5 protein-coding genes and 2 pseudogenes are annotated in these 5,469 nt (G+C 55.6%); 1 reads left to right on the top strand and 6 read right to left on the bottom strand.

Features of this window, described 5'->3' with window-relative positions:
- The 4 genes and pseudogenes from AC1DZP_RS35580 to AC1DZP_RS35565 form a co-directional block, all read right to left on the bottom strand.
- The coding region (locus AC1DZP_RS35580) for an aldose epimerase family protein (RefSeq protein ID WP_477308949.1) at nt 1-434 on the bottom strand (434 nt) is incomplete at its 3' end.
- Nucleotides 435-804: 370 nt separating this feature from the next.
- A complete protein-coding gene (locus tag AC1DZP_RS35575; RefSeq protein WP_436260315.1) occupies nt 805-1,836 on the bottom strand; it encodes a LacI family DNA-binding transcriptional regulator in 1,032 nt (343 codons plus the stop codon).
- A gap of 168 nt (nt 1,837-2,004) precedes the next feature.
- Nucleotides 2,005-2,145, bottom strand: a pseudogene (locus AC1DZP_RS35570) (pantoate--beta-alanine ligase); the annotation flags it as partial.
- A 228-nt stretch (nt 2,146-2,373) separates the two neighbouring features.
- The gene (locus AC1DZP_RS35565) at nt 2,374-3,192 is read right to left on the bottom strand and encodes a shikimate dehydrogenase family protein (RefSeq protein ID WP_477308947.1); all 819 of its coding nucleotides are present in this window, start codon (nt 3,190-3,192) and stop codon (nt 2,374-2,376) included.
- Nucleotides 3,193-3,285: 93 nt separating this feature from the next.
- Between AC1DZP_RS35565 and AC1DZP_RS35560 the strand changes: the two are divergent.
- Nucleotides 3,286-3,462 (top strand): annotated as a pseudogene (locus tag AC1DZP_RS35560) (IS481 family transposase); the annotation flags it as partial.
- Here AC1DZP_RS35560 and AC1DZP_RS35555 read toward each other — a convergent pair.
- Nucleotides 3,459-3,806 carry a hypothetical protein gene (locus tag AC1DZP_RS35555; protein ID WP_477308945.1) on the bottom strand — a complete coding sequence of 116 codons (348 nt, stop codon included), beginning with the start codon at nt 3,804-3,806 and terminating at the stop codon, nt 3,459-3,461. The pseudogene AC1DZP_RS35560 and the gene AC1DZP_RS35555 overlap by 4 nt on opposite strands.
- A gap of 431 nt (nt 3,807-4,237) precedes the next feature.
- Nucleotides 4,238-5,305, bottom strand: a complete 1,068-nt coding sequence (locus tag AC1DZP_RS35550) for a LacI family DNA-binding transcriptional regulator (RefSeq protein ID WP_477308943.1) — start codon at nt 5,303-5,305, stop codon at nt 4,238-4,240.
- Nucleotides 5,306-5,469 lie beyond the last annotated feature (164 nt).

The raw sequence follows: 5,469 nt of genomic DNA, 5'->3' as shown, positions 1-5,469 counted from the left end.
CGAAACCCCGGATGGAACCCGAACGAGTAAGGCATGACGTCCGCACTGCGGTTGGTCACCTTCGCCGTCATGGTTAGGGTGTTCCTGTTCAAGCCGTAGGCTACATCCAGGCAAAAGTTGAAAGGATAGAGCTCCCGCGTGGCGGCGCTTGCCTCCAGCCGGAAGATGCAGCTACCTTCCTCGGCGGCCATGAGGGCAAATTCACTGGATGGTGCAAATCCGTGCTGACGTAAGCCATATAGCCGGCCGCCGATCATCACGCTGTCGTTGGGAACCCTACCCACGATGGGAAACAGGATCGGTGATGTCCCCTTCCAGATGTCTGCGTTTCCATCCCAGAGAAATTCGCGGCCTGAATGATCGCCAAACCCCACCAACTCCGCACGCCACGATGTGAAATTGGCATGCAGAAACTCACTTCGAATGCTGACCATCGTCCCTCACATTTGCGTTTTGCAACTACGGTAGGGTGATATATCAAACATGGCAACCGCCTTGATCTGGGACTGGGTGGGGAGCATTTAAATGCATCGCTTTTGACCACGTTGCGCAACAGGAAAATTCACGCAAAACGCGCTGAGAACGCGGCTCCCAACCGCAAAGCATGAATGAATGGCTGGTTTTCGGCCCGATGCGCCTTTTCGACCGAGATCATGCCTCGTGTGGTGGTCCAGCGCCTGTCGGCCTTTTGGCATGCGAGCGCATTGGTCAACGTCAACGTTTATGAAATATCGTATGGTCGGTCAGCGCTGTCCCGTCGTGCTCGTTTGAGCGATCGTGACGTCTTTTTGCGGGCGCAGGAGCCTACAGGTTTTCGGGGCAATACAGGCGAAATTCGACATGGGTGGAGCGGGGATCCGAGGCTGGATTCAAGCCGCGGCGAACCAATTGGTCAACGATCTCGCGCGCGAGGTCCTTGCGCGGCGAATCGAGAACAATTCCGACCGTTCCGGAAGCCAGCGCCGCACGGGTCACCGGCGTCAGTTCGTGACAGACGACGTGGAGACGACGTTCGGGAGGTAAAGTTTCGAGCGTCCGCAAAACCGCCGCCACACCGGCTCCGATAAAATAGAGCCCCCTTAAATCGGGATGACGGGCGAGTAATTCCTCGAACATTCGCTCGACGACAGAGTTGGTAGCGATTCCGTAGACGCCCTCGCATAGCTCCATACCCGGTTCGTGCTCGAGAATGTAATTGCGAAGACCTATCTCTCGCTCCTGGTAGGCACGGTACTGATAGCTTTCGATCAGCATGCCGATCTTGCCAGAGCGATTGAGGAGCTTCGATAAGGACCATCCTGCGGTACGTCCCGCTTTCTGGTGATCGATCCCGACATAGCCGGCAAGGCGAGGCGCTGAAAGGTTGGACACGATGGCGACGACGGGTTTTGCAATGTCGGCGAGCAGAGAGACGGCCTCATTCACCGCAGGATGGTCGAAAGCCATGACGCCGACAACATCGACCTTTGCAGCCAGCTGGTGCAGCGCACGCCCCATGCCCTTTGGGGTCAGGTCGCTAAAGTCTTCGATCAAAATGCTGCGGCATTCGGGTCGGGCATGCTTGGCATAGGCGTTGATCTCCTCAGCCAATTGTCGGAAAAATGGATTGGTTTTGTGCTGGAGGGCAAGCCCGACAGACACCGACCCGCGACTTTCATCAATCCTCTGCATCATCAGGTTTGTGCCGTGATAACGCAGTTCACGGGCCGCCGATAACACCCGCTCAGCGGTTTTCCCCTTGACCGGAAGCCGTGAGTTCAGCACTCGATCTACTGTTGACGGGCTGACGCCAGCCTTAGCGGCGATATCGGCGATAGTGGCCCGGGTGTTTTTCAAAAACGATACCCTGCTAATCTGAAAAACTCATGGGTTGGCGGATTTTGTTTACGGCAAACCGCTCGATTTGCGGAGACCAACCTACCCGGTTAATGAATGATCCTACGCTGCCGCTGAACGCTTTGTCATCTGTTCCCAGCTTTCGCCTCGTCGCACGTTTCGATTGGCGAGCGCGGCACGCACCAAGCTCAGATGGCCTTCATGCAAGGCATCCATAGTCGGCACGACAGCGACCTTCAGGCCATTCTGACGCCATCCGGCCACGGCCATGCTCAACTCGGCGACGGTTCGTGCGATCGGAATGCTCATGCGCCTTCTCCGCCATTGACCGTCCTTGACGCGCATCGGACCTCGGGGACCTTCTCCAGCACCACCGCGAATGCCCACGCTTCGCTCACGTCAGGCCGACATGGAGTCACGACTGGGCAGGTACGCAACGCGTATATGTTGCCGCAGGTTCATAACTTGTGGCACCCTCCCCGAGGCCGGATTTCTGGCCTTTCTCGTATCTCAGGTAATTGTCGCATCGTTGTGTGCCTATCCCCTTCGATTAGGCAGAAGCCCTAAGAACTCCGCTTCCAGACGCGGCTGTGGTTTGAGCATCTCCGCGCCGGAGACAATCGCGTGGCCGCGTTCAGCAGCTGCCTGAAGCAGCGGCGTCATCACCGGATTGACGACTACTTCGGCAACAATGGCGGCTGGCTCCATGGCGGCGATGCTGAAGGGCATGGGATCGCCTTCCTTCATCCCAAGACTGGTGGCGTTCACCACCAAGTCCATTCCGGCAGCTATGTCCTGCGCATTCGCATCGCGAACCACAATTCGGCAGGACGGGACGACGGCCGCTATTTCTGCGGCAAGAGCAACTGCACGCTCTGTATTTCGGTTCGCCAGGACGAGCTCTACCAATCCTTCGTCCGCTAAGGCAAAGGCGATAGCGCGAGCTACCCCCCCCGCCCCAACGATCAGGGCACGACGTCCCGCTACCGAGATATTGTTGGCAGCAAGACCCGCGATGAAGCCCGCCCCGTCCGTGTTGGTTCCGGTCAACGTTCGATCGGCGTTGAAGCGGATTGCGTTCACCGCACCAACCCGTCTTGCGACTTCCGTCATGTGTTCGAGATGAGGGATCACCGCAATCTTGTGGGGGGCCGTGATACCCAGCCCGACCACATTAAGCATCCTACGCAACGCCTCTAGACTAGAGGCGAGATCAGCGGGCTGGACGTGGAGCGGCGCGAACACCGCGTCGACCCCTAAAGCCTCGAAGCTCTTGTTGACAATGATCGTGCCGCGGACGTGTTCGACGGGATCGGTGAGCATAAATATGAGGGCGGTCTTTCCGGTAATTTCCAATATCTCATCAGCTCCAAGTGGTTGGTAGAAAAACGGAAACGCCCTCGTTCCAAAGATCAGGGGGCGCTCAAGGCCGGGTGCTTCACCTAGGCGGCGCTGCGCGAATGGGTTAAGCCGCCGCCTATCCGACCTCAGCCCGCCGCGCCGTTGAGTTGCCGGTACGGCTGCACAGAGATAATTGGCACCGTCCGCACGGCAGCCTCAAGTCCAACCCACCTATCAGTCGCCGCGGCCCTAAACGAGGACAACCTGTTGAGGCTTCAAATCTAGGTCGTAGGCCGTCTAGCGGCCCAGTCGGGAGGCGTAACCACAAATATCGCCGCCGACGTGCCCTTCGACCGCCAAATCAGAGAGGTTCCCGCCGGCAACCACATCATGTCACCGGGCTTCATAAAATTCTCTTCTCCGTCGACCACGATAGAAAAGCTATCTTCCACGGATAGGCAGAACATGACTTCATCGTACCAGAGTTTAAAATCGATATTGGAGTCTTTGAAGTATACAACGCCAGCTGCCATGCTGGCGTTATCTTTGTCGTCTACAAACACATGAGTGGATGATCCACGTGGCGTGAATTCCCTCTTAATATCTGCGACCTTGTACAGTTTTGGCATGTAAATTCCCTCTACTTGTTCAGTCAATAAGATCTCGACCGGACGATGCAAGGCATCAGTCGGTGTCAAAAAGCACAAACGATTGTGTCCGAAGTTAATCGGTTTTTTGAGCGCGTCAAGGTCGCTGCCAGGCAGACGGCCCCCTCCTCTAGCGCTGAGAAATTATCTAATCCCTCCAATGGCAGTTAACGCGATCTCCTCGCCCTTAGAGAGCCCAAGTATGTGCCACAATCGATTGTGATGGCAAGTTCTTTTTAACGCGATCGAGGTCGGCGATCAGAGAAAGCGCGAGAGGCAGGATTTGAAGAACGGGCCGCAAGCTAGCGCGCAGCACGGGGACAGGGACTTGCCCTACAAAACGTCAAAATGGCGACGTACCCTGACCACCATCGTGATCTCATTCGTGCGCCAGAGAACCGGTAGCTCGCGGCCTATATCGCGTCCGTTTCGACATTGATCATCGTCAACTCCGGCGTCGRAAGGAAAGATCTGGGAGGAACCAGTATCGGCGTTATGTAGTAGATGGTTGGGTCCCCTGGATCCTTATACAGGATATCAAAGGCCTTCTCCATCATTGCGACCACGTCTTGCTTTATCATCCATGTCCGAAAAATACAAAATGACGCAAAAGGATCGTAGTCGCAGCAACCAATTTCGATATCGGACAGGTCAAGATCCGGACGGAGAGACGAAAAGCGAAGAAATCCTTCGTAGTTGAGAGTACTGTTCAGGAAAATACGACGCGGGACACGGCCATGGTTCTGATAATACGTCTCGAAGGCTTGGCATGTTTTCGCAGGGTCATAGCCAGTAAAATGAATGACTTCGTCGGTCGGTGGACCGGCAAAGTTGTCGACAGCGACCTTGAATCCGCGAATACGATCGAGCGTTGAGACCTCACTGCAGCCCCCGAAAAAATGAATATCATTAGCGCGCAGGCCGTCCTTGTTTCCAGTCTCAATAATTGCGCTCGTCAGGGTCAAGCCGCCCTTGAAATTATCGCTGATGACAGACGATACTTTCGACCCGGGAAGGTCTATGTTGACATGGCGCTGCCCAGCAGAACTGCAAATCTCATGGACTCCATCAGGGTCGGCTGCACCGCAGATAACTAAACCCTCAATAGAGTACGAAATCAATGTCTTAGCGGTTTCACGTTCGGTGGCCGGATCACGACCGGCGCTAACCACGATAGGACATTTTCCCCGACGGCGAACGTTCAGTTCGAAGCTCTGTGCAACCGCTGCGAAAAACCGGCTGTTGTGCGAGGGGATCATCAGTCCCGTCATTTGCGAGACGGACTTGCGAAGGCCCTGGGCCTGCTTGTTCGGCATGTAATTGTGCGCTTTTGCCAGCGCTTTCACAGCCTCCGCCGTCCGGGCTGAGATGCCCCGCCTCGACCAAGTCCCACTCAATACAGCACTGATCGTCGAGACGGAAAGACCAGCTTTTTTCGAGAGTTCATAAATCGTGGAGCGTTGTTGATTGTCGATGGCCAAAAATTCACCTCAGGTGCTGTGATTCCGTATTCCTTAGAGGATATCAATCTTACACAGTCGGTTGTGAAATGGCATGATAACGATCCGGCCCTAACGAGCCCCAAAGGCAGCTGCCTGATCCCACATTGAGATGGCGCGCAATATCCTTGAACCGAGGCTAGGTG

This window comes from Mesorhizobium sp. P2_F8, assembly GCF_056403655.1.
Note: the sequence above shows the minus strand (reverse complement) of the source record. Positions and strands in the feature narration are given on the sequence as shown.